This is a genomic window from Kitasatospora sp. NPDC097691, assembly GCF_040302665.1.
Taxonomy (GTDB): Bacteria; Actinomycetota; Actinomycetes; order Streptomycetales; family Streptomycetaceae; genus Kitasatospora.
The window spans coordinates 1-20,065 of sequence record NZ_JBEORY010000063.1 but is presented as its reverse complement, the minus strand read 5'-3'; the positions used below and the strand labels follow the sequence as shown (position 1 = coordinate 20,065).

The 20,065-nt window shown below is 74.5% G+C and carries 14 protein-coding genes; 10 read left to right on the top strand and 4 right to left on the bottom strand.

The window, feature by feature from the left end:
* Positions 1-155 precede the first annotated feature (155 nt).
* Genes ABTY56_RS31955 through ABTY56_RS31935 form a run of 5 tightly spaced genes read left to right on the top strand, consistent with a single transcriptional unit; the run spans position 156 to position 8,386 of the window.
* Positions 156-1,226, top strand: coding sequence for a cysteine synthase family protein (locus ABTY56_RS31955; protein WP_350632853.1), 1,071 nt, complete (start codon positions 156-158; stop codon positions 1,224-1,226).
* Positions 1,223-2,740: an argininosuccinate lyase gene (argH, locus tag ABTY56_RS31950; protein ID WP_350632852.1), complete on the top strand. Its 1,518-nt coding sequence runs from the start codon at positions 1,223-1,225 to the stop codon at positions 2,738-2,740. The genes ABTY56_RS31955 and argH overlap by 4 nt, the downstream gene beginning before the upstream one ends.
* Positions 2,737-4,038, top strand: coding sequence for an ATP-grasp domain-containing protein (locus ABTY56_RS31945; protein ID WP_350632851.1), 1,302 nt, complete (start codon positions 2,737-2,739; stop codon positions 4,036-4,038). Before argH ends, ABTY56_RS31945 begins: the two co-directional genes overlap by 4 nt.
* Complete coding sequence (locus tag ABTY56_RS31940; RefSeq protein WP_350632850.1) at positions 4,035-7,391, top strand: non-ribosomal peptide synthetase family protein; 3,357 nt, start codon at positions 4,035-4,037, stop codon at positions 7,389-7,391. Before ABTY56_RS31945 ends, ABTY56_RS31940 begins: the two co-directional genes overlap by 4 nt.
* Entirely contained in the window at positions 7,388-8,386 is a 999-nt protein-coding gene (locus ABTY56_RS31935) for a GHMP family kinase ATP-binding protein (protein WP_350632849.1), read from the top strand. The genes ABTY56_RS31940 and ABTY56_RS31935 overlap by 4 nt, the downstream gene beginning before the upstream one ends.
* 82 nt (positions 8,387-8,468) lie before the next feature.
* Here the strand turns inward: ABTY56_RS31935 and ABTY56_RS31930 are convergent, their stop codons facing one another.
* The 4 genes from ABTY56_RS31930 to ABTY56_RS31915 all read right to left on the bottom strand — a co-directional run bounded on the left by ABTY56_RS31930 (position 8,469) and on the right by ABTY56_RS31915 (position 12,027).
* Positions 8,469-9,416, bottom strand: a complete 948-nt coding sequence (locus tag ABTY56_RS31930) for a TauD/TfdA family dioxygenase (protein WP_350632848.1) — start codon at positions 9,414-9,416, stop codon at positions 8,469-8,471.
* Positions 9,417-9,512: 96 nt separating this feature from the next.
* Positions 9,513-10,340, bottom strand: a complete 828-nt coding sequence (locus ABTY56_RS31925; RefSeq protein WP_350632847.1) for an ABC transporter permease — start codon at positions 10,338-10,340, stop codon at positions 9,513-9,515.
* Entirely contained in the window at positions 10,337-11,593 is a 1,257-nt protein-coding gene (locus ABTY56_RS31920; RefSeq protein WP_350632846.1) for a methylaspartate mutase, read from the bottom strand. The genes ABTY56_RS31925 and ABTY56_RS31920 overlap by 4 nt, the downstream gene beginning before the upstream one ends.
* Positions 11,590-12,027 carry a cobalamin B12-binding domain-containing protein gene (locus tag ABTY56_RS31915; protein ID WP_350632845.1) on the bottom strand — a complete coding sequence of 146 codons (438 nt, stop codon included), beginning with the start codon at positions 12,025-12,027 and terminating at the stop codon, positions 11,590-11,592. The genes ABTY56_RS31920 and ABTY56_RS31915 overlap by 4 nt, the downstream gene beginning before the upstream one ends.
* Before the next feature lie 403 nt (positions 12,028-12,430).
* Between ABTY56_RS31915 and ABTY56_RS31910 the strand changes: the two genes are divergently transcribed.
* From ABTY56_RS31910 to ABTY56_RS31890, 5 genes are all read left to right on the top strand, one after another.
* Entirely contained in the window at positions 12,431-14,248 is a 1,818-nt protein-coding gene (locus ABTY56_RS31910) for a fatty acyl-AMP ligase (RefSeq protein WP_350632844.1), read from the top strand.
* Complete coding sequence (locus ABTY56_RS31905) at positions 14,245-16,167, top strand: acyl-CoA dehydrogenase family protein (RefSeq protein ID WP_350632843.1); 1,923 nt, start codon at positions 14,245-14,247, stop codon at positions 16,165-16,167. The genes ABTY56_RS31910 and ABTY56_RS31905 overlap by 4 nt, the downstream gene beginning before the upstream one ends.
* Positions 16,164-17,042 (top strand): hypothetical protein, encoded by an 879-nt coding sequence (locus ABTY56_RS31900; RefSeq protein WP_350632842.1) that lies wholly within the window; start codon positions 16,164-16,166, stop codon positions 17,040-17,042. The genes ABTY56_RS31905 and ABTY56_RS31900 overlap by 4 nt, the downstream gene beginning before the upstream one ends.
* 105 nt (positions 17,043-17,147) lie before the next feature.
* Positions 17,148-17,420: an acyl carrier protein gene (locus ABTY56_RS31895; protein WP_350632841.1), complete on the top strand. Its 273-nt coding sequence runs from the start codon at positions 17,148-17,150 to the stop codon at positions 17,418-17,420.
* 94 nt (positions 17,421-17,514) lie between these two features.
* On the top strand, positions 17,515-20,065 hold a 2,551-nt coding region (locus ABTY56_RS31890), incomplete at its 3' end, for an amino acid adenylation domain-containing protein (protein WP_350632840.1).

Here is a 20,065-nt window from a genome sequence, read left to right as displayed (position 1 = left end):
CCGGCTCCCGGCCGCGGGCCGCGCCGACCGGGAGGCCGCACCCGTGAACCTGTGGATCCTCTACCGGCTCGCACACCCAGCCCCTGTCCTCGTCGGCCCGCCCCGGGATGCCGGCCCGGGCACGCCGGTCCCCACCGAATCCCCTGGGAGCTCCCATGACGGTGACCACCGCGACGTACCACTCGATCACCGAAGCACAGATGATCCCGCGCCTCGTCCGGCTCGGTCCCAACCTGTACGGCGCCGTCTTCACCCTGATGAAGCTGCTGCCGGCCCACTACATCCTCCAACGGGCCGAACAGCGCGGTGAACTCGGCGACGGCCCGGTCGTCGAGACCACCTCGGGCACCTTCGGCCTCGCCCTGGCGATGCAGTGCGCCCTGATGGAGCGTGAGCTGATCCTGGTCAGCGACCCGGCGATCGACCCCAACCTGTACCGCAGGCTGACCGACCTCGGCGCCCGGGTCGAGATCTGCCGGGACCCGGCACCGGTCGGCGGCTACCAGGAGGCCCGGCTGCGCCGCCTGGCCGAGATCCGCGCCGAACTGCCCGAGTCCTTCTGCCCCGAGCAGTACAGCAACCCCGACAACCCCCGCTCGTACGGGGTGGTCGCCGAGATGCTGCACCGCACCCTCGGGGACGTCGACTGCGTCGTCGGACCGGTCGGCTCCGGCGGTTCGATGTGCGGCACCGTCCGCGGCCTGCGCGAGCACACCCCGCAGACCCTGGCGATCGGCGTCGACAGCCACCGCAGCGTGCTCTTCGGCCAGCCCGACGGGCCGCGCGGCCTGCGCGGACTGGGCAACAGCCTCTGGCCGGCCAACCTCGACCACGGCGTCTTCGACGAGATCCACTGGTGCGACGCGGCCGAGGCGTACGCCCAGACCCGGGCCCTGCACGCCCGGCACGCGCTCTTCCAGGGCCCGACGAGCGGCGCCGCCCACCTGGTCGCCCGGTGGTGGGCCGACCGCCACCCGGACCGGCTGTGCGTGGTGATGCTGCCGGACGAGGGGTACCGCTACCAGGCGACCGTGTACGACGACAGCTGGCTCGCCGACAACGGGCTGCTGCTGGACGCCCCGCCCGTCGAGCCGGTCACCGTCGCCTCCCCCGCCGAGGCCGGGCCGGGTTGGAGCCGCTTCGACTGGGCCCGCCGCGCCTACGACGAGGTGCCCGGAACCGTCGCCCGCACCGACCGCCCACTGCCCGAGCGGGCCCTGTCGTGACCGTCACCGGACGTCTCACCCGGACCCTCGGCGCGCGCACCCGGCGCGTGGTGTACGGCGAGTCGGGGCCCGCGGACATCCGCCAGGAACTGGGCGCCACCAGCATCGTGGACCTGGCGCACGTGGTGATGCTCACCGAGAGCGGACTGCTGCCGCGCGACGCGGCGGCCGCCCTGCTGCGCCGGATCACCGCCCTGCGCGCCGACGGCTTCCGCGAGCTGTACGACCTGCCGGCCCCGCGCGGCCTCTACCTGATGTACGAGGGCCACCTGGTGGCCGAACTCGGGTCCGAGGTGGGCGGGAAGCTGCACACCGGCCGCTCCCGCAACGACATCAAGGCCACCATCACCGCCCTGCGGCTGCGCGCCGAACTGACCGATCTGCTCGGCGAGTTGCTGCGACTCCAGGCGGTCCTGCTGGCCCGGGCCCGCGCCCACCGCGGCGTGGTCATGCCGGTCTACACCCACTTCCAGCCCGCGATGCCGGTCGGCTACGGCTACTACCTGGCGGGGATCGCGACCGCGCTCGACCGGGACGTCGAGTCCCTGCAGCAGGTCCTCGACCAGCTCGACCGGTGCCCGCTGGGCGCCGGGGCGGTGGCCGGCACCGACCTGCCCATCGACCCGGCCCGCACCGCCGAGCTGCTGGGCTTCGCGGACGGCCCGCTGCACGCAACCGACGCCGTGGCCGCCCGCGACACGATGCTGCGCGCGGTCGCGGCGGCCGCCTCGGCGGCCCTGACGCTCAGCCGGCTGGCCACCGACCTCCAGCTGTGGAGCACCCAGGAGTTCGGCTTCGTCGAGTTCCCGGAGCGGCTGGTCGGCGGCAGCTCCGCGATGCCGCAGAAGCGCAACGCCTTCCTGCTGGAGCACGTCAAGGCCAAGGCCGGGCTGGCGGTCGGCGCCTGGACGGCGGCGGCCTCCGCCATGAAGTCCACGCCCTTCACCAACTCCATCGAGGTGGGCACCGAGGCGGTCGCCGCGGGGTGGCCCGCGCTCGCCGCCGTCCGGGACTCGGTGCTGCTCGGCCAGGCCCTGGTGAGCGGCGCCCGGCCCGTCCCGGCGCGGATGGAGGAGCGGGCCCGGGAGGGCTTCGTCACCGCGACCGTGATCGCCAACCGGCTGGTCGCCCGGGGCGTGCCCTTCCGCACCGCGCACCACGTCGTGGGCGAGGCGGTGCGGGAGGCCGTCGAGGCCGGGGCCACCGAGCTCGCCGCGATCCGCCTGCCCGACGGCACGGCCGCCGACTCGGCCGAACTCCCCACGCTGCGCGAGGTGGTGGACGACCACGACCGCGGCGGCGGCCCGGGCGAGTGCGACCGCACGGTGCGGGTGCTGCGGGAGCGGCTGGCCGGGCACTGCGACCGGCTCGCCGCCCACCGGGCCCGGACCGAGCAGGGGCGGCGGCTGCTGGCGGAGGCGGTGGCGGCACTGACCGGCCCGGCGGCCCCCGCGGCACGAGCCGCCGACGTGAACACCAACGCTGACGGAGACGGAACGGAGAGTGCGCCGTGAGCGCGACGGCAGGACAGCACGACGGCGCGGACGAACAGCGGCCCGACGGGCCGTGGTTCGCGCTCCTGGAGAGCAACACCACAGGGACCGGGCGGGAGTTCTGCGCGGCGGCCCGAGCCAGGGGACTGCGCCCGGTCCTGCTGACCCGGGACCCGGACCGGTACCCCTACGCGGCCGAGGACCGGATCGCCACCCGGCTGCTGGACACCGGCGACCCGGACGCCGTCCTCGCCTGCTGCGCCGAACTCGCCGAGGACGGAGCCGGGTTGGCCGGGATCGCGTCCAGCTCCGAGTACTTCGTCGCGCCCGCCGCGCGCACCGCCCGCAAGCTCGGGCTGCCCGCCGCCGACGGCGACGCCATCGCCCGCTGCCGCGACAAGGAGCACCAGCGGTCCGCGCTCGCGGCCGCCGGTGTGGCGGTGCCCGCCTTCGCCGCCGTGGCCGAGGTGTCCGAGGCGGTGCGGGCGGCCGACGCGATCGGCCACCCCGTCGTCCTCAAGCCGGTCAGCGGCTCCGGTTCGGTCGGGGTCCGGCTCTGCCGGGACGCCGCCGAGGTCCGGGCCTGGGCGGCGGAGCTGCTGGCCAGGGCCACCGACGAGCGCGGCGCCCCGGTCGCGGCCCGGATCCTGGTCGAGGCGGCCGTGCGCGGGCCGGAGTTCTCCGTCGAGACCTTCGACGACACCGTGGTGACCGTCGTCGCCAAACACACCGGCGCCGAGCCGTACTTCGTGGAGACCGGGCACGACGTGCCCGCGCCGGTGCCCGCCGCGACCGCCGCCGCACTCGGCGACACCGCGCTGCGGGCCCTCGCCGCGCTCGGCCTCGGCTGGGGCGCGGCCCACACCGAACTGCGGCTGACCGACGCCGGGCCGGTGGTGATCGAGGTCAACCCGCGGCTGGCCGGCGGGATGATCCCGGTCGCCGTCCGGGCCGCGCTCGGCACCGACCTGGTGGACGCGGTCATCGCCCGGGTGGCCGGGCTGCCCGTCGGTCCGTCCGCCGGCGGTGACGGACACGCGGCGATCCGCTTCCTGCCCGCCGACCGCGAGGGTGTGGTCGCCCGGGTCGGCGGACTCCCGGACGCCGAGGCGGCGCCCGGCGTGGTGGCGGTCACGGCCGGCACCGCCGAGGGCCGGACGGTACGGATCACGCACTCGTTCCAGGACCGGCTGGCCTGCGTGGTCGCCACCGGAACGGACGCGGACGAAGCAGCACAGCGCGCGGTGACCGCCGCGCGGCTGATCAGGATCGAGCTGGCGGAGCCGGCGACGCCGGGACGAGGAGTCGGGGGCCGATGACGGAGCACGCGGACAACCAGGCGTTCACCAGGGTCCCCCGGTGGACCGCGCCGACCGCCCGGGAGGAGGGCAGCGCGGTCCACGACACCCGGATCGCCGAGGACCTCACCCGCAACCTGGAACGCCGGGCCGCCGAGCTGGGGGCCGGGCTGCCCGCCCTGCTGACCGCCGCCCACGCCCGGGTGCTCGCGACCGTGGCGGCCGAGCGCGCGCTGCTCGTCGGGTACCTGCCGCCGGAGGGGGCGGGGCCGGTCCGGCCGCTGCGCCTGGCCGTCGAGAACTCCACCTGGGCGGAGCTCGTGGCGCGGACCGCCGCCGCCCAGGCCGGGCCGGCGACCGAGGGGGCGGCCGACGCCGAGGGCCGCCCGGAAGCGGTCCTGGACCTGTCGGGCCTCGCCGCCGACGGCACCGCCCCCGAGCCGGCCGACGGCACCGCCCCCGAGCCGGCCGACGCGCCGGCCGCCGCCCCGACCGCCGCCCCGGCCGCGACGCTCGCCGAGGGCGTCGTGCTGGACGTGGCCTGGCACCGCGACGGCCCGGGCCTCACGCTGCGCCTGCGGTACGACCGCGCCGCGCTCGACGCGAGCCACGCCCAACGCCTGGCCGGTTACCACCTGGCGGCGCTGGGCAACCTGGCGGCCGGCCCCGGCGAGCGGCACGACCGGCAGAGCCTGCTGTCGGACCGGGAGGTCGAGAAGCAGCTCTACGGCCTGGCCGGACCGCGCGCCGAGCTGCCCGACCGCACCTTCGTGGACCTCTTCGAGGAGCGGGCGCGGGCCGTGCCCGACGCCGTCGCGGCCGAGCACGCCGGGGAGCGCTGGACCTACCGGGAGCTGGACGAGCGGGCCAACCGGGTCGCGCACGCCCTGGTCGGGGCCGGTGCCGCCGCCGAGGACGTGGTCGCCGTCGTCATGGACCGCACCCTGGACTGGCTCGCCGCCGCCCTCGGCGTGTTCAAGGCCGGCGGCGTCTACCTGCCCGTGCGCCCCGACTTCCCGGTGGACCGGGTGGCGACCCAGTTCGAACGCAGCGAGTGCCGGTTCGTCCTGACCGGACCGGGCAGCGAGACCCTGGCCCGGGAGGCGTCCGCGGCCGTCCCGCAGCCGCCCGTGGCCCTGTCGGTGCCGGAGATCCGGACCCGCCCCGACCTCTCCGTCGCCCCGACCGGGGTGACGGTGACACCCGGGCAGGCGGCGTACATCTACTTCACCTCCGGCTCGACGGGCGCCCCCAAGGGCGCGGTGTGCGAGCACGCGGGCATGCTCAACCACCTCTTCATGAAGATCGAGGACCTGGAGCTGGCCGGGGGTGCCGACGAGGTCGTCACCCAGACCGCCTCGCAGTGCTTCGACATCTCCCTGTGGCAGTTCGCCGCCCCGCTCATGGTCGGCGGCACCGTGCGGATCGTGGACACCGACACCCAGCTCGACGTCGCGGGCTTCCTCGACGAGATCGCCGACGGACGCGTCACCGTGATCCAGATCGTCCCGTCCTACCTGGAGGTGCTGCTGACCCACCTGGCCCAGCACCCGCGCCCGCTCGGCCGGCTGCGCACCGTCTCGGTCACCGGGGAGGCGCTCAAGTACGAGCTCGTCCAGCGCTGGTTCGCCGCGTACCCGGGGATCGCCCTGGTCAACGCCTACGGCGCCACCGAGGTCTCCGACGACACCATGCACGAGGTCCTGCACGGGCTGCCCGACCGGGACTTCGTGACGGTCGGCCGCTCGCTGCGCAACGTCAACACGTACGTGCTCGACGAGAACCTGGCCCTGGTGCCGCTCGGCTCGCCCGGCGAGATCGCCTTCTCCGGCGTGTGCGTCGGCCGCGGCTACATCAACGACGAGGAGCGCACCCGGCAGGCCTTCGTCCCCGACCCGTTCCGGCCCAACACCCGGATGTACCGGACCGGTGACTTCGGCCGCTGGCTGCCCGAGGGCCGGATCGAGTACCTGGGCCGGCGGGACGAGCAGGTCAAGATCCGCGGCTTCCGGATCGAGATCGGCGAGATCGAGAACAAGCTGCTGGCGATGCCCGGCGTGCGGGAGGCCGCCGTCGTCATCGACGGGGGCGCCGGCGACCTGCGCAACCTCGTCGCGTTCTTCGCGGGCGACGAGGACCTGCCGGCCGAGCGCGTCCGCGACTTCCTGGCCACCCTGCTGCCCGACTACATGGTGCCCACCTACTTCCACCAGGTGGAGCGGCTGCCGCTGACCGAGAACGGCAAGATCGACAAGAAGGGCCTGGTCCGGATCGCCGGGACCCTGGGCCACGGCGGCGCCCCCTACGCGGCCCCCAGCACCCCCTCCGAGCAGCGGCTGGCCATGCTGTGGGCCGAGGTGCTCGGCGTACCGCTGGAGCGGATCGGACGGGCCGACAGCTTCTTCGACCTCGGCGGCACGTCGCTGGCCGCCGTGCGGCTGCTGGTCCACCTGGACCGGGCGCTGTCCCTGAAGGACCTCGTCGGGCGTCCCGTCCTCGCCGACCTGGCCGCCGCCCTGGACGCCCGGGGCCGCGGCGACAGCGCCCCGGCGGCCACCGGCCTGCTGCAGCCGCTGTCGGCCGCCCGCGCCCCGCACCACACCCTGGTCTGCTTCCCCTACGCGGGCGGCAACGCCGTCAACTTCCGTTCGCTGGCCGCGGAGTTGGAGCGGGACGGCTTCGCCGTCGAGGCGGTGGAACTCCCCGGGCACGACTTCCCCGGCCTCGGCCCCGGCCCGGCCGGCGAGGGCGAGGACGAGGCGATGCCGGACGTCCCGGAGATCGCCCGACGGGTCCGGGACGAGATCATCGAGCGGATCACCACCCCGGTCCTGATCTGGGGGCACTGCGCGGGCGCCGCGGCGGCGCTGGAGACGGCCCGCCTCCTGGAGGAGGCCGGCCGGCCGGTCGAGCGGGTCTTCGTCGGTGCCCTCCTGCTGGCCGACACCGAGGAACTGCGCGCCGAGACGGCCGAGGTGTCCGCCGCCGACAACCAGGCCCTGCTGGCCCGGCTGCGCGCCGACAACGCCTACGTGGAACTGGACGCGCTCAAGCCGGAGCGGGCCGACGTGGTGGGCCGGGCCTACCGGCACGACGTCGTGACCTCCAACCGCCAGCTGATCCGCCTGCGGGAGGACGGCGCGCGGTACCGGCTGGACGCGCCGGTGGACGTCGTGGTCGCCCGGGACGACGCCTCCACCGCCGGCTTCGAGGCCGCCCACGGCGACTGGAAGGCGGTCTCCGACCGGGTCGAGCTGCGCGAACTCGCCAAGGGCGGCCACTACTTCATCAGCACCCGGCCGGGGGAGACCGCCGACGTGGTGCGGCGCGCCGGCCGGCAGCCCGAGCCGTGGGACGGGGAGGAGGCCAGGTGACGGCCGAGATCATCACCCCGGTGTCCGGCCGGGCGGTCGCCGGGATCGGCACCGGGATCGGCACCGGGATCGGCACCGGCGTGAGCACCGGGGCCGCCGCCGGGGTCGGCACCGGGTCCGCTGCCGGGGTCAGCACCGGGGTGAGCACCGCCTTCGGCACCTTCGGCGAACTGCTCCAGGGCGTCCTGCCCGAGGAGGACGGGGACTTCCTGGTCACCCTGCCGGTCGCCCGCTGGGCGATGGCCAGGTTCGAGCCCGACCCGGACTCCGACCTGCTCCGGGTCTGGCCGCCGCACAAGAAGAAGGCCCTGCGGCTCACCTCGATGATCATGGAGGACGCCGGCCGGCCGGCCGGCGGCCTGCTGAAGATCCACAGCACCCTGCCCGAGGGCAAGGGACTGGCCAGCTCCTCCGCGGACCTGGTGGCCACCGCCCGCGCCGTGGCCAACGCCCTGGACGAGGCCATGCCGCCGCGCCGCATCGAGTCCTACCTCGCCCGGATCGAACCGACCGACGGCGTGCTCTACCCGTCGATCGTCGCCTTCCACCACCGCACCGTGCGGCTGCGGGCCCGGCTGGGGTCGCTGCCGTCCATGGCGGTGGTCAGCGGCGACGAGGGCGGCGCGGTGGACACCGTCTCCTTCAACGCGATCCCCAAGCCGTTCACCGCGGCCGACAAGCGGGAGTACGTGCGGCTGCTGGACCGGATCACCGGCGCCGTCGCCCGCCGGGACCTCGCCGAGGTCGGGCGGGTCGCGACCGCCAGCGCCCGGATGAACCAGGTGCTGCGCCACAAGTGGTCGCTGGAGGGGATGATCGGCATCTGCCGCGAGGTGGGCGGCCTGGGCGTGGTGGTCGGCCACAGCGGCACCACCCTCGGCATCCTGCTCGACACCGCCTCGCCGGACTGCCCGGCACAGCTCGCCGCAGCCGCCCAGGCCTGCCAGGACCTGGTCGGCAACGTCACCGTGTACCGCACGCTGAGCTTCGACTGACGGCCGGCCCGCACAGCGGAGCGGGGCCGCACCCGGGTGTTCCGGGTGCGGCCCCGCTCCTTCGTGCGGAGGGCGCCGCGGCTCAGGGGCGGAACGGCTCGCCCAGCCCCACGACGATCTCCCGCTCGCCCCGGTACGGCTCGCGGCTGTGCGCCGTACGGACGTTGTCGACCACCAGCAGGTCGCCCCGCTGCCAGGGCTCGCGCACCGTGTGGCGCTCGTAGACCTCGTTGATCGAGTCCACCGCGGCGGCGTCCAGCGGTGTCCCGTCGCCGTGGAAGGTGTTGAACGGCAGCCCCTCGGGACCGAATTCGGCGATCAGGAACTCCCGGACCTCGGGGGCCATCGTCCACTCGTTGAGGAAGGCGATCTGGTTGAACCAGCAGCGCTCGCCGGTGTCCGGGTGGGCGAGGACCGCGGGCCGGGTCTGCACGGTGCGCAGGGCCCCGTCGGAGTCCCAGTGCGTCTCGATGCCGTTGGCCGCGCAGTAACCGTCCACCTCGGCGCGGTCCGTGCTGCCGAACGCGTCCTGCCAGCCGATGCCGACGAACGGGTTGTAGTGCCGGGTCAGCCGCCAGCCGTGCCGTTCGAACCGCTCGACCAGCGCGGCCGGCAGGTCCTCCAGGACCAGCCGGGCGTCCGCGAGCGCCGTCACCCCGCCGCTCGTCGGCGGCGTGACGCAGGCGAAGGCGAGCAGCCGCGGCGCCCGGGCCGCGTAGCTCATCTCGTGGTGCATGCACATGGGCTGGTCGGCCGGCCAGTGCGAGGAGGAGTACACGCCGGGGGCCGGGAACGGGTCGCGCGGGGCGAACCCCTCGCGTTCGACCAGGCCCTCGCCGAGGACCCCGGCCACGACGGCGGCGGCCCGGTCCCGCCCGTCCAGGTCCAGTCCGCGGACCAGGACGGCGCCGTGCCCGGCCGCCAGCTCGCGGATCTCCGCGCGATGGCGCGCCGTCCAGGCCTCGGCGTCGGTGCCCGGGTCGGGCGCCGCGTCCAGGCGGACCAGCGGCCGTGATCGCAGTTCGGTCATGGGTGCTCCGTTTCGTGGAGGTCCGAGGACGTCCGGTACAGGAGGACGTCCGGTCCGAGGGGGAGGTCCGGTACGGGGGGAGGGGCCGTCGCGGGGTCAGGCCACCGGGCGGCGGAACGCCCGGACGGCGGCGGCCGATCCGACCGCCGCGACGAGCACGCTGGTGCCCAGGGCGGCCCACACCCGGGTGCCCAGCGGCAGGTCGAGGGCGAGCGCCCGGCTCGCGTCCATCGCGTACGACAGCGGGTTGAGCCTCGCCAGCAGCTGGAGCCAGCCCGGCAGCCGGTCCGCCGGCACGAACGCGCTGGACGCGAACATCAGCGGGAACGTCACCAGGTAGCCGGCGCTCTGCATGGCCTCCGCGTTGCGCAACCACGCCGCCAGGGCGAGGAAGATCCAGGTCATCGCCCACACCACCGCACAGGTCAGCAGCAGGGCGGCCAGCAGCCCGAGCGGACCGCCGGCCGGATCGGCGTCCAGCACCACGACGGCGACCACCAGCAGGATCACCAACTGCACGGCGGTGCGCAGCAGATCGGCGAGGCTGCGGGCGATCAGCAGCAGCGGCGCGTGGATCGGCAGCGTCCGCAGCCGGGCCACCGCGCCGTTGTCCATGTCCCGGACCAGTCCGATGCCCGAGGCCACCGCGGGACCGATCCCGGTGGTCACCAGGAGCGCCGGGAGCAGGTAGTCGAGGTAGCCGACCTTCGCCGGCAGGTGTCCGCGGTCGACGATGCTGCCGAAGACCTGACTGAGCAGCAGCAGCATGAACACCGGCTGGAGCATGCTCAGGACCACCGCCCGGCGGTGCGCCAGATGGGCCCGGACCGAGCGGCCGGTGAGGATCAGCAGCTGCGCGGGCACGCTGCTGCCCTGCCAGGGCGTGCCGGCCGAGCGGTCCGGCAGCGGGATGGTGGCGGTCATCGGATGCCTCCTGGGTCGTAGGTGCGCTGGACCCGGGTCAGCGCGGTCAGCAGGTCGGCGGAGGTCAGCTTCCGGGCGCCGGTCACGGCGGTACCGGTCAGCGGCAGCCGTCCGGTGTCCGACCAGCGCAGCCGCCCGTCGGTGTCGATGAAGCTCCTGCTCCGCCCCGCGTTGTCGGGGTGCAGGCAGAACGGGATGTCGAGCAGGCCGTGCCGGAAGGCCAGCAGCAGCGCCTCGCCGATGTCGTCGTGCAGCGCCAGCACGGTGTGGACCAGGGCGCGGGCCTCCGCGTACACCTCGGAGTCCACGCCCGGGCCGGCCCCGGCCGGTGGCCGCACGGTGGTGCGCGCCGCCCGCGCGGCGGTCTCCAGCGCCTCCACGTTGTCGGCGATGGTGGGGATGCGGTGGGCCTCGGCGGCGGTCTTGACGATGAGCCGGGCCGCACCCGACTCGACCGCGAGGCGCGCCGCCGCCTCCAGCAGCCGCAGCGCGCCGGTCCGGGAGGCCGGGTACACCCCCATGTAGGCGTAGACGACCAGGTGCCGGTCGACGCCCGGCAGCAGTTCGCCGGCCAGCGCGTCCAGGGCGGCCACCGCCTCCCGGTCCTGCTCCGGACTGGTCTGCTGGGCGTAGCTCAGCGAGACGCTGCGCAGGCCGTGCTGGGCGAAGAACACGCCCTCCAGGACGCTCAGTGCCACCAGCATCGACGGCGGGCACAACTGCCCGAGCATGCAGCCGCCGAAGCTCTCCAGGTGCGGCACCCGGTCCTCGGTCCCCGCGCGCGCGAGCATGCCGCAGACGGTTCGCCAGGCGGCCACCGCCTCGCTCAGCGGGGTGCGGCTGTACGGCAGGCAGTACGAGACCGGGCCGCCCTCGGTGGCGTCGAGCCCCAGGGACAGCAGGGCGGCCACGATGTGCTCCGGCCGCGCCGAGCCGTGCCGCACCTGCACGGGGAAGTCGGCGCCGTGGACGCCGTCCAGCACCGTGTGCGACACGGCGGGGGCGTGGGTGCAGATCGGGTAGCCGTTGAGCGGGACGCCCTCGGCGACGGCCAGCCGGGCCGCCGCCAGGTCGTTGACCCGGGTGTAGCTGTCCAGGGTCAGGGTGCCGACCGTGACGGCCTCGGCCGCCCTGGTCCGCTCCAGCCCCTCGCGCATCAGCCGCGGATCGCTGAAGCCCATCCGCGGCTGCACCACGAGCTCGCCCCGCGCGTGCGCGCGGGCCACGAAGCCGCCGAACGACGGCGGAGTCACGACACGGCTCGGTACGGCGCCCGGGCGGCCAGGGCGCGGAACGCGGGCAGTTCCCCGTCGTCGAAGACCCGGTCGTAGCCGGCCGCCGTGAGCCGGCGGATCATGCCGACGTTGCGCAGGCCGTCGGTGACGAGCTTGCCGCCGATGACGACGGTGGTCGCGGCCAGTTCGGGCCGCGCCCGCAGCGCCCGGATCAGCCGCAGCCCGTCGTTGAAGCCGTGGCCGTTGACGCTGCTGACCACCACGAGCCCGGGCTGCAGCTCCAGGCAGGAACGCACCACCAGGTCGTCGGGCGGGCACGGGCCCAGGTTCGCCACGGTGTGGCCGATTTCCTCCAGGACGAGCTGGAGGTACACGAGATTCCAGGTGTGGGCGTCGGATGAGGTGCCGGTCAGCAGCACGGAAGGGGATTCGGTACCAGGTGAGGAATTCATGGTTCCAGGTGTCGAATTCATGGGGGATCCGGTCTCGGGAGAACCGGCGCATTCCGGCGCGAGGACCGGTACGCCGATCACTCGGCGGAATGGGAGGAGTCCGATGCCAGCGGTCGGGAAAGGCGGCCTCGCGCTGACGGCCGCGCGCTGACGGTGCCTCGACTCTACTGCCCGTCAGAGCCCCCGGACCGGGTCCCGACTGGCCGGTACCGGAGGGTCGGAGGCCCCCGACGGGGCCCGGGGCGCAGGAAAGGACCCCGCCGCCGGGCGCCTGCCCGTCCCGTCCTGCAGTTTGCTGTCAGCCGCCTTCCGCGGCCCGCCGGGGCGTCGCTAGAAAGAAGCTGCGGTGCCGGACCGGCGCGGCAGGAATTCCCAGGAGCGAAGGCGAAGGGCAGGCATCCACATGGCGGAAATCGTCACCGCCCCCAGTGTCACCGCAGTGCTCGTCAGGCATGCGGAGAGAATTCCGGAGAAGGACGCGCTGACATTCGTGAGCGATCCGCTCCGGGAGGACGGGGCGATCCGGCTGACGTACGCGGAGCTGGACCGGCAGGCCCGCGAGATCGCCGTGCGGCTGCGCGCCGCCGGGATCGTCCCGGGCGAGCGGGCCGTGCTGCTCTACCCCGCCGGGCCGGCCTTCCTGACCGCCTTCCTCGGCTGCCTCTACGCCGGCGCCGTCGCCGTCCCCGCCTCGCTGCCGGGCCGCTACCGCCACGAGCGCCACCGCGTCGTGCGGATCGCCGCCGACGCCGGAGCGGTGGCCGTCCTGACCGACACCGCCACCTGCGGCGACGTCGAGGACTGGATCACGGAGGAGGGGATCGACGACCTCGCCCTGCTGGTCACCGACGACGGCGCCGGACCGGGCCCGGACGGCTGGACGATGCCGCCCGCCGCGCACGACACCGTCGCCGTGCTGCAGTACACCTCCGGCTCCACCGGCGACCCCAAGGGCGTCGTCATCACCCACGGCAACCTGCTGCAGAACAGCTCCACCATCATCGACCGGTTCGGGATCGACGAGCACACCCCGTTCGGCGGCTGGATCCCGCACTTCCACGACATGGGGCTGATGGGCATCATCCTGCCGCCGCTGCTGCGCGGCGCCGGGACCGTCCTGATGAGCCCGTCCACCTTCCTCAAGCGGCCGCACCTCTGGCTGCACATGATCGACCGCTTCGGGATCCACACCAGCGCCGCACCCGACTTCGCGTACGAGCTGTGCGTCCGGCGGATCACCGACGACCAGGCCGAGGGCCTGGACCTGTCCCGCTGGAAGTACGCCGTCGACGGCTCCGAACCGGTCCGCCCCGCCGTCCTGGACAGCTTCCAGCAGCGCTTCGCCGCGTACGGGCTGCAGCCCACCACCCTGAGCCCCTGCTACGGCATGGCCGAAGCCACCCTCTTCGTCTCCGGCGCGCTCGACGGCCGCCCCCGCGTGCGCCACATCGACCCGGACCTCCTGGAGAACCACGAGTTCCGGCCGGTCGCCGACGGCGCGTCCGGCCGCGCCGTGGCCGGCTGCGGGCCCGTCACCGGCGCCGAGATCCGGATCGTCGACCCCGCCACCCACCGCGTCCTGCCCGAGGGCGGCGTCGGCGAGATCTGGCTCCGCGGCCCCGTCATCGGCCACGGCTACTGGAACCGCGAGGCCACCAACGCCGCCGAGTTCCGCGCGACGACCGACGACGGCGACACCGGCTACCTGCGCACCGGCGACCTCGGCACCCTGTACGACGGCGAGCTGTACGTCACCGGCCGGCTCAAGGACGTGCTCAACCTGCGCGGCCGCAACCTCTACCCGCAGGACATCGAGCACGAACTCCGCGTCCAGCAGCCCGAACTGGGCAGCCTCGTCGGTGCCTGCTTCGCCGTCCCCGGCGACGGCCCGCAGCGCGAGGACGTCCTCGTCGTCACCCACGAGGTGCGCGGCATCAAGGAGGAGGAGCCGCTGCGCCGGCTCGCCGCCGACATGCGGCTGACCGTCGCCCGCGAGTTCGGCGCCCCCGTCGGCGCCGTCCTGCTGCTGCGCCCCGGCGGGGTGCGCCGCACCACCAGCGGCAAGGTCCAGCGCTCGGCGATGCGCGAGCTGTTCCGGGCCGGCGCCCTCGAACCCACCTACGCGGACTACCAGGAGAACCTCCTCCGCCCGGTCGCCGCCACGGCTGCCGCTGCCGCTCCCGCCGCCGTCGCTACCGCCGCCGGGAAGGCCGGCGCATGACCGCCGCGGCGCCCCCCGCCCGGAGCCCCGCCGACACCGACCCGGTGGAGCGGTTCACCCGGCTGCTGCGCGAACTCACCGGCCCCGGACAGCCCTTCGACACGGCCGCCCTGGCCGCCCTGGACGAAGCCGACGCCTTCCCCGCCGACGCCTGCCGGGCCCTCGACGAGGCCGGCCTGCCCCGCTACTACGTGCCCGTCGAACACGGCGGCGCCCTCGACGACTTCGGCGTCGTGATGCGGCTGCTGCGCGCCGTCTCGCGGATCGACCTCACCGTCGCCGCCGCCCACGGCAAGACCTACCTCGGCGCCGTGCCCACCTGGATCGCCGACGCCGCCGAACCCGCCCGGCGGCTCGGCCGGCGGATCACCGCCGCCGAGGTGGTCTCCTGCGCGCTGACCGAACGCCACCACGGCAGCGACCTGCTCGCCGGCGAGGTCGTCGCGCGCCCCGCGCCCGACGGCGGCTGGCTGCTGGACGGCGAGAAGTGGCTGATCAACAACGTCACCCGGGCCGGCCTGGTGACCGTGCTCGCCCGCACCGACGACGCCGGCGGCCCGCGCGGCTTCAGCCTCTTCCTGGTCGACAAGGCCCGGCTGGCACCCGGCGCGCACACCGCCCTGCCCAAGGTGCCCACCTACGGCATCCGCGGCGCCGACATCAGCGGGATCGCCTTCCACCGGGCCCTGCTGCCCGCGGACGCGCTGATCGGCGCGCCCGGCCAGGGCGTCGAGATCATCGTCAAGGCCCTGCACATCACCCGGACCTGCTGCGCCGCCATGTCGCTCGGCGCGGGGGACCACGCGCTGCGCCTGGCCGCGGACTTCGCCGCCGCGCACCGGGCCGACGGCGCACCGCTCGCCCCCGGGCAGCCGGACGCGGCGCTCGCGCGGCAGCCGCACGTCCGGCGCGAACTGGGCGAGGCCGCCGCCGGACTGCTCCTCGCCGAGGCCACCGGCCTGGTCGCGGTGCGCTCCCTGCACTCCCTCACCGGCGAGATGAGCGTGATCTCCGCCGTCGCCAAGGCCTACGTCCCGGCCCAGACCGACGCCGTGATCGCCCAGCTGCTGCACCTCCTGGGCCCGCACGGGCTGCTCGGCGCCGGAGACCCGCACGCCCTGTTCGCCAAGGCGGAGCGGGACCACCGCATCATCGGGATCTTCGACGGCAGCAGTCTCGTCAACCGCAACGCGTTGATCGAGCAGTTCGTGCGCATCGCCCGCGGTTACCGCAAGGGCCGCGTCGACGCGGACGGCCTCGCCGAGGCCGTCGACCCGCACACCCCGCCGCGGCCCTTCCGGCCGGCCGCGCTCAGCCTGCTGTCCACCGGCGGCTGCTCCGTCGTGGCCGGACTGCCGGGGGCCGTCGCGGAACTGCGCGAGCGGGCCGCCCGGGAGCCGGACGGGGCGACGACCGCCGCGCCCGCTTCGTCCGCCACGCCCGCCGCGCCGCGCTCGCTGCTCCCGCTCGCCGAGCGGCTCCTCGACGCCACCGACCGGCTCCACGAGGCGATGGCGGCGGTCCGGTTCACCCCCCGGGCTGTACCGGCCGAGGCGTTCGACCTCGCCGAGCGCTACGAACTGTGCTTCGCGGCGGCGGGCGTCCTGCACCTCTGGCTGCGCGGGACCGGGACCGGGACCGGGACCGGGGCCGGTGACGGTGCCGGCGTCGGAGCGGTGCCGGACGCGTGGCTGCGCGGCTGCCTCGTCAAGGCGCTGACCGACCTCGGCGAACCCGTCGAGGACGCCGAGGCCGAGGTGCTGGACGAGCTCGCCGACGAGCTGCTGGCCTGCCCGCCCGGCACCTTCCTCTCCCTGCTGGACCAGCCCGGCACCCCGGGCCGGCCGGACGCCCCGGGGCACCCGGACGCCCCCGGCCACCGTGCGCCCGTCGGAACCCGGAAGGCGGAGGCCTCGTGAACACCACCACCGCAGCCCTCGCGGACGCCCTGGAACAGCGCCTCGGCGACCCCTACGACCCCGCGAACCCGTACGGCTTCCAGGCCGTCCTCGCCGCGTCGCAGGACCACCGGCGCCCCGACGGCGAAGCGTGGGCGGTCCCGGACGGTGACCCCGAGTCGGTGCTGCACGCCCTGCGGGCCGTCCACCGCCGGTCGCCCGCCCTGGCCGTGCTGCCCGCGGTGGCCGCCGGGTCCGACGGCCTCGCCGAGGCCCTGGCCGTCGGTGCCTGCGTCGGCGCCCTCGACTCCGCCCTCCGGATCACCCTGCGGCACCTGCGGTCCCGCCGGCTCTACGGGGCCGCGGCGATCGACCTGCCCGCCCTGCGCTCGCTGCTCTCCGGCGCCTTCGCCGACCTCCTGCTCTGCGACGTGCTGGCCACGCTCGCCGTGCGCGGGACGGACGCCGGGCCCGCGGAGCGCGGCGCCCCCGCGCGGGCCCTGGCGGTGCTCGGACCACGCGTCCTCCAGGGCGCGCTGGACCGCCTCTCGGTGGTCATGGGGTCGCGCTTCTACATCCGCGTGGGCGAGCACGCCGCGTTCCAGCAGCTGCTGTCCGAGACCCAGCGCGCCCTGTTCGAGGCGGGCCGGCGGACGCCGGAGCCCGACGCCGCCCCGGTCCCGCTCACCGAGCTGCTCGCCGACCCCGCGGTCGCCGCCCTCTGCGACCCGCGGCTGCTCGCCGCGGCCCCCGGACGCGGGCTGACCGGTCGGGCCCGACGGTCCGCGCAGCCGACCGGCCCGGTGCACGAGCAGCTGTACGCGGAGCTCGTGGACCGCTACGAGAACGGCCGGTCCTTCGACCTGGCCCGGCGAGCCCTTCCCGACCGGCCCTGACCGGCCCCGACCGGCCCCGACCGGACCCGATCCGACCGGCCCTGACCGGACACCCGGCCCGACCGGCCCCACCGTCCCCCGACCACAGCCACCGAGGAGAGCCCCATGACCGACACCGGTACCGACACCCACACCGTCGAGAGCCTGCGCACCTGGCTGGTCGACTGCGTGGCCGCCCACCTGGAGCGGCCCGCGGACACCATCGACCCCGCCGCGAGGCTCTCCGACTACGGCCTCGACTCGCTCTACGTCCTCTCGGTCGCCGCCGAGCTGGAGGACCACCTCGACATCTCCCTCGACCCGACGGTCATGTGGGACAACCCCACCATCGACGCCCTCAGCGCGGCCCTGGTCGAGGAGCTGGCCCGGGAGGCCTGACCCTCCGACACCCGCACCGGCTCCAGTCCCGCCCCACGCGTCCGCGCCACGCCCGCAGTCCGCCACCCCGCAGATCCGAGAGGACCGCTCGTCCATGTCCGACGACGCCCGTACGCTCCGTCGACCCGTCACCGCCGCGCAGCTGGGCATCTGGGTCGCCCAGCAACTGCAGCCGGACAGCCCCCTCTACAACTGCGGCGGCTACTACGAGATCGACGGTCCGGTCGATGTCGACGTGCTCGCGGAGGCCGTGCGCCGGGGCGTCGAGGAGACCGAGGCCCTGCGCTCCCACTTCGCGGAGGACACCGGCCCGGACCACGAGCCGGACGGCGAACCGCGGCTCCGGCAGCTGGTCACGCCCGCCGGGGACCGGCCGCTGCGGGTGATCGACCTGCGGGACACCCCGGACCCGGAGGCCGCGGCGCACCGCTGGATGGCGGGGGAGATGGCCCGTCCGTTCGACCTCGGCCGCGGCCCGCTCAGCGCCCAGACCCTGCTCAGGCTCGCCGACGAGCGCTCCTTCTACGTGCACCGCTACCACCACGCGGTGCTCGACGGCTTCGGCCAGTCGGTCTACACGGACCGCGTCGCCGCCCTCTACACCGCCCTGCTGGCCGGGCAGGAGCCCCCGGCGTCCCCCTTCGCGACGCTGGACCGGGTGGTCGCCGACGAGGCCTCCTACCCGGACTCGCGACGGCGGCGGCAGGACCGCGCGTACTGGCTGGACCGGTTCACGGAGGTGCCGGACCCGATCACCCTCGCCGACCGCACGGCCGGCAGCACCCACAGCAGCCTGCGCCGCGTCCGGACCCTGGATCCGGACCTGGTCTCCCGGCTCGCCGCCCTCGCCGAGCAGTCGGGCGTGCCGTGGCCCGCCCTGGCGATCGCCGCCACCGCGGCCCTCTACCAGCGCATGACGGGTCGCACGGACTTCACCTTCGCGCTCCCCCTCGCGGGCCGCACCGGCCGCACCGGGCTGACCACGCCGAGCGCGATGGTCAACGTCCTGCCCATCCGCGTGACGCCCGACCCGGACCGCACCTTCGCCGAACTGACCGCCGACGTCGCCCGCTCGCTGGCGGACGTGATCCGCCACCAGCGGTTCCGCGGTGAGGACCTGGTCCGGGAACTGGGCCTGTCCGGCGGCCGCCAGGCCCGCCTCGGCCCGACGGTCAACGTGATGGCCTTCGCCGGCGAGCCGGTCTTCGGGGACAGCCCCGCCACGGTCCACCCGCTGTCCACCGGGCCGGTGAACGACCTGAAGGTCAACTTCTACGGCAGCGCGACGTCGCGCGGGGGGATCCGCCTGGAGTTCGACGCGGACCCGGCCCTCTACCGGGAGGACGAGCTGACCGCCCACCAGGACCGGCTGGTCCGGGTGTTGGAGCAGGTCGTGGCCGACCCGTCGGTCCTCGTGGACCGGGTGGATGTGTTTGTTGCGGGTGAGCGTGAGCGGGTGTTGGTGGGGTGGAACGGCGAGTCGCGGGTGGTTCGTGAGGTGTCGTTGCCGGTGTTGTTCGGTGAGCAGGTGGTGCGGACGCCGGATGCGGTGGCGGTGGTTGCGGGTGGGCGGTCGTTGACGTATCGGGAGTTGGATGCGTGGTCGAACCGGGTGGCTCGGTGGTTGATCGGGCGGGGGGTTGGTGCGGAGTCGTTTGTGGGGGTGGTGCTGCCGCGGTCGGTGGAGTTGGTGGTGGCGCTGCTGGGTGTGGTGAAGGCGGGGGGTGCGTATGTGCCGGTGGATGCGGGGTCGCCGGCGGAGCGGGTGGCGCAGGTGTTGGGGGATGCGCGTCCGGTGTTGGTGATCGATGACCCGTCGATGCTGGATGTGTCCGGTTTTTCGGATGCTGTGGTGTCGGATGTGGATCGTCGGGTGGGGTTGTCGTTGTCGCATCCGGTGTATGTGGTTTTCACGTCGGGTTCGACGGGTCGGCCGAAGGGTGTGGTGGTTGAGCATCGTTCGGTGGGTGCGTATTTGGTGCGTGCTCGTGAGGTGTATGGGGATGCGGCGGGGTTGTCGTTGTTGCATTCGTCGGTGGCGTTTGATCTGTCGGTGACGGGTTTGTATGCGCCGTTGGTGAGTGGTGGGTGTGTGGTGTTGGCGGAGTTGGATGAGCGGGCGGGGGAGTTCGGTCGTCCGTCGTTCATGAAGGTGACGCCGTCGCATTTGGGGTTGTTGGAGGTGTTGCCGGCGGGGGTGTCGGCGTCGGGGATGTTGGTCACGGGTGGTGAGGCGTTGGTGGGTGAGGCGCTGGATTCGTGGCGGTCGGTGCATCCGGGTGTGGTGGTGGTGAATGCGTATGGGCCGACGGAGGCGACGGTCAATTGCACGGATTTCCGGATCGAGCCTGGTGAGGTTGTGGGTTCGGGTGCGGTGCCGATTGGTCGTCCGTTCTGGAATACGCGGGCGTATGTGTTGGACGGTGCTCTGCGTCCGGTTCCGCCGGGGGTGGCGGGTGAGTTGTATGTCGCGGGTGTGGTGTTGGCGCGTGGGTATTGGGGGCGTGCTGATCTGACGGCGGAGCGGTTTGTCGCGGATCCGTTCGGTCCTGCGGGTGTGCGGATGTATCGCACGGGTGATGTGGCGCGGTGGAATGCCGATGGCCAGTTGGTGTATGTGGGCCGGGTCGATGATCAGGTGAAGG

What these genes read in the sequence shown, in the direction of transcription:
- ABTY56_RS31955 (WP_350632853.1), top strand. Translation starts at nt 156, where the DNA reads ATGACGGTGACCACCGCGACGTACCACTCGATCACCGAAGCACAGATG.
- ABTY56_RS31940 (WP_350632850.1), top strand. Translation starts at nt 4,035, where the DNA reads ATGACGGAGCACGCGGACAACCAGGCGTTCACCAGGGTCCCCCGGTGG.
- ABTY56_RS31930 (WP_350632848.1), bottom strand. Translation starts at nt 9,416, where the DNA reads ATGACCGAACTGCGATCACGGCCGCTGGTCCGCCTGGACGCGGCGCCC.
- ABTY56_RS31925 (WP_350632847.1), bottom strand. Translation starts at nt 10,340, where the DNA reads ATGACCGCCACCATCCCGCTGCCGGACCGCTCGGCCGGCACGCCCTGG.
- ABTY56_RS31915 (WP_350632845.1), bottom strand. Translation starts at nt 12,027, where the DNA reads ATGAATTCCTCACCTGGTACCGAATCCCCTTCCGTGCTGCTGACCGGC.
- ABTY56_RS31910 (WP_350632844.1), top strand. Translation starts at nt 12,431, where the DNA reads ATGGCGGAAATCGTCACCGCCCCCAGTGTCACCGCAGTGCTCGTCAGG.
- ABTY56_RS31905 (WP_350632843.1), top strand. Translation starts at nt 14,245, where the DNA reads ATGACCGCCGCGGCGCCCCCCGCCCGGAGCCCCGCCGACACCGACCCG.
- ABTY56_RS31895 (WP_350632841.1), top strand. Translation starts at nt 17,148, where the DNA reads ATGACCGACACCGGTACCGACACCCACACCGTCGAGAGCCTGCGCACC.